This window comes from Lapillicoccus sp. (assembly GCF_025353065.1).
Lineage (GTDB): Bacteria > Actinomycetota > Actinomycetes > Actinomycetales > Dermatophilaceae > Lapillicoccus.
Map to the genome: position 1 here is coordinate 1 of NZ_JANXRJ010000098.1, position 3572 is coordinate 3572.

At 72.5% G+C, this 3572-nt stretch carries 4 protein-coding genes; 3 read left to right on the forward strand and 1 reads right to left on the reverse strand.

What is annotated here, in order from left to right; genetic code table 11:
• Positions 1 to 2 precede the first annotated feature (2 nt).
• A complete protein-coding gene (locus Q0R63_RS07895; protein WP_295696055.1) occupies positions 3 to 608 on the reverse strand; it encodes a hypothetical protein in 606 nt (201 codons plus the stop codon).
• A 65-nt stretch (positions 609 to 673) separates the two neighbouring features.
• On the opposite strand from Q0R63_RS07895, the gene Q0R63_RS07900 reads away from it, so the two are divergent.
• Genes Q0R63_RS07900 through guaA form a run of 3 tightly spaced genes read left to right on the forward strand, consistent with a single transcriptional unit; the run spans position 674 to position 3525 of the window.
• On the forward strand, positions 674 to 1540 hold the full coding sequence (locus Q0R63_RS07900) for an SURF1 family protein (RefSeq protein ID WP_295696056.1): 867 nt from the start codon (positions 674 to 676) through the stop codon (positions 1538 to 1540).
• Positions 1537 to 1938: a DUF3817 domain-containing protein gene (locus tag Q0R63_RS07905; RefSeq protein WP_295696058.1), complete on the forward strand. Its 402-nt coding sequence runs from the start codon at positions 1537 to 1539 to the stop codon at positions 1936 to 1938. The genes Q0R63_RS07900 and Q0R63_RS07905 overlap by 4 nt, the downstream gene beginning before the upstream one ends.
• Before the next feature lie 9 nt (positions 1939 to 1947).
• Positions 1948 to 3525: a glutamine-hydrolyzing GMP synthase gene (guaA, locus tag Q0R63_RS07910; protein ID WP_295696060.1), complete on the forward strand. Its 1578-nt coding sequence runs from the start codon at positions 1948 to 1950 to the stop codon at positions 3523 to 3525.
• The last annotated feature ends 47 nt before the right edge of the window (positions 3526 to 3572 follow it).

The following is a 3572-nucleotide window of genomic DNA, read 5'->3' on the forward strand; positions in this document are numbered from 1 at the left end:
GGTCAGAAGATGAAGAACGTCGACCGAGCGAGGAAGAAGCCCTTCTTCGTCCCGGAGTCGAGGCAGGTCACCCCGATGCTCTCGCTGATGCACGCGATGCTGCCGGCGACGGCGACCGATCCGTACTTCAGCGGCGCCGCGCCGGTCGTCACGATCGAGTCGGAGTTGCACACCGCCGTCGGGCCGCTCACCGAGAACTGCACCCGGCCGATGTCCTTCGCCCCTCCGCCGCCCCTGCCGCAGTAGTCCGCGGTGGGAGGCGCGATCCGTCCGGACCGTAGCTCGCACCCGCGGACCGGGCTGCCGGCATAGATGTCGCAGTAGATGTTGCCGCTGGGGCTGGTGAAGGACGTGGTCCTCGCCGGGTCGGTGGTGCCGGTCGCCAGGTGCTGGACGGCCTGGTCGTAGCTCTGCGGCGGGGTGGGCGGCGGAGTCGTCGTGCTCGTGGCCTTCGACGGAGCCGGCGTCACGGTCGGCGTGATCGTGACCGTCGTGGTGCTCGGGGTGGTGCCGCCGGTGCCCCCGCCGCAGCCGGCGAGGACGAAGATCGCCAGCAGCAGCGCGATCGGGGCGGCGAGCCCGGGCGCGCGAGGGGCAGGGGTTCGCATCGGCCCAAGGTTCCCACACCCCGTGCGGTGCCCGGCGCCGCCGCCAGGTCGCCTACCCTTGGAGGGTGTTGCGGACCATGCTCAAGCCCCGGTGGCTCGGGCTGTTGGCTCTGCTCGTCGTCATCCTCGTCGCCTTCACGTTCCTCGGCCTGTGGCAGCTGAGCGTGGCCAAGGACGAGGCGCGCAAGCAGGCGATCGAGGAGGCGCCCCGTCAGCCGGTCGTCGCGCTGACCGAGGTGCTCCAACCGCACGCGGAGTTCCCGGCGACCGCCTCCGGGCGACGCGTGTCGGCGACGGGTCACTACGACCCCTCCGGTCAGGTGGTCGTCACCGGCCGGCGGCTCGACGGCGCCGCCGGGTCCTGGGTCGTCACCCCGTTCGTCGTCGACGGCACCGGCGCGCGCATCGGCGTCCTGCGGGGCTTCGTCCGGGGAACTGTCGCCCCGGCGCCGACGACCACGGGCCTGGTCACCGTCGTCGGGAGCATCGCGCCCGCGGAGTCCCCGGTGACGACGGCGGCGCCGCCCCAGCCCGGCCAGCTCGCGTCGGTCGACCTCGGCAAGCTCGTCAACGTCTGGCCCGGCGAGATCTACAACGCCTTCCTCTTCGGCATCAGCGAGACCCCGGATGCGACGGGGGCCGGCCCGGTCGGAGCCTCCGCGACGGTCGGGGGCATCGAGCGGGTACCGCCGCCGCCGGTGCCGTCGGGGCTCAACCTCCGCAACGCGGCATACGCGCTGCAGTGGTGGGTCTTCGGTCTCTTCGCCGCCTGGATGTGGTGGCGGATGGTCCGCGAGGACCACCTGGAGGACGAGGCCGCGCGGCGGCTCCCGGACGCCCCTCTGCCGGACGGACCCCTACCGGACGATCCCCGGCCGCCCGACCCGCAGCCCACCCCCCAGCCCGCACCAGCAGGAGCGACCCGATCGTGAGCACCCCACCCGTCCGACTGGCCAAGCCCGCCCAGATCCGCCAGGCGCTGAAGATCTACCGGGTCATGGCGATCGTCGCCGGCCTGGCGCTCTTCGTCCTCATCGTCGCGGTCTACTTCCACTACGGCCCGCCGCAGAACGCGCACTTCTCGGAGGTGTGGAGCCCGATCCACGGCCTCATCTACTTCGTGTATGCCGTCTCGATCGCGAACCTCGGCTTCAAGTCGCGATGGCCGCTCACGCGCATCGTCCTCAACCTGCTCTCCGGGTTCGTCCCGTTCGTGCCGTTCGTCGCCGAGCGGCGGGTGACCCGGGACACCGAGGCGCTGCTGTCGCGGGCCGAGGTGCCCGGCCCGGCCGCGCCCGCCGCGCCGGGAGAGACGCCGGCCGCCGGATAGGCTGACCCGGTGAGCGAAGCCCTCCAGGCGAACCCGGTCCTCGTCGTCGACTTCGGGGCGCAGTACGCCCAGCTGATCGCGCGGCGCGTGCGCGAGGCGAAGGTCTACAGCGAGGTCGTCCCCCACACGATGTCGGTCAACGACATGCTGGCCCGGGAGCCGAGGGCGGTCATCCTCTCCGGCGGCCCCTCGAGCGTGTATGCCGAGGGCGCACCAGCGCTCGACGTCGCGCTCCTCGAGGCGGGAGTCCCCGTGATGGGGCTCTGCTACGGGTTCCAGGCGATGGTCCAGGCCCTCGGCGGGACGGTGGCCCACACCGGCCGGGGCGAGTACGGCCACACCCCGGCGACGGTCACCGACACCGGCTCCACCCTCTTCGACGGACAGCCGGCCGAGCAGTCGGTGTGGATGTCGCACGGCGACTCCGTCTCGCAGGCACCCGAGGGGATGCGGGTGACCGCGCGGAGCGAGGGCGCGGCCGTCGCGGCGTTCGAGGACGACGAGCGCCGGCTCTACGGCGTGCAGTGGCACCCCGAGGTGCTGCACTCGGAGCAGGGCCAGCGGGTGCTCGAGAACTTCCTGTGGAAGGGCGCCGGGATCCCTGCCGACTGGACGCCGGCCAACGTCGTCGACGAGCTCGTCGAGTCGGTCCGCAGCCAGATCGGCCCGGGCCGCGTGCTCTGCGCGCTCTCGGGCGGGGTCGACTCCTCGGTCGCCGCCGCGCTGGTGCAGCGCGCCGTCGGCGACCAGCTCACCTGCGTCTTCGTCGACCACGGGCTGCTGCGCGAGGGGGAGGCCGGGCAGGTCGAGAAGGACTTCGTCGCGGCCACCGGGGTCACCCTGATCGTCTACGACGCGCGCGAGCAGTTCCTCACCGCGCTGGCCGGCGTCACCGACCCCGAGCAGAAGCGCAAGATCATCGGCGCCCAGTTCATCCGCTGCTTCGAGCAGGCGGCCCGCGACGTCGTGGGTCACGCCGACGCCGACGGCCACCCGGTCGAGTTCCTCGTCCAGGGCACCCTCTACCCCGACGTCGTCGAGTCCGGCGGCGGCGAGGGCGCGGCCAACATCAAGTCGCACCACAACGTCGGTGGCCTGCCCGAGGACCTCCAGTTCACCCTCGTTGAGCCGCTGCGGGCGCTGTTCAAGGACGAGGTGCGCGCCGTCGGCCTCGAGCTCGGCGTCCCCGAGGTCATCGTCTGGCGGCAGCCCTTCCCCGGGCCCGGGCTCGCCATCCGGATCATCGGCGCGGTCGACGCCGAGCGCCTCGACATCCTGCGCCGCGCCGACGCCATCGCCCGCGCGGAGCTGACCGCGGCCGGCCTCGACCGCGACATCTGGCAGTGCCCGGTCGTCCTGCTCGCTGACGTGAGATCCGTTGGTGTGCAAGGCGATGGCCGGACCTACGGTCACCCGATCGTGCTCCGGCCGGTCTCGTCGGAGGACGCCATGACCGCCGACTGGACCCGCGTCCCCTACGAGACGCTGGCCCGCATCTCGACCCGGATCACCAACGAGGTCCGTGAGGTCAACCGGGTGACGCTCGACATCACGAGCAAGCCCCCGGGGACCATCGAGTGGGAGTGAGCCCCGGCCCGGGGTCCCCTTGCGTCCGGCAGGTCGGTAGCCCTGGC

Coding starts and splice junctions, on each gene's coding strand:
- Q0R63_RS07895 (WP_295696055.1), bottom strand. CDS start 608: ATGCGAACCCCTGCCCCTCGCGCGCCCGGGCTCGCCGCCCCGATCGCG.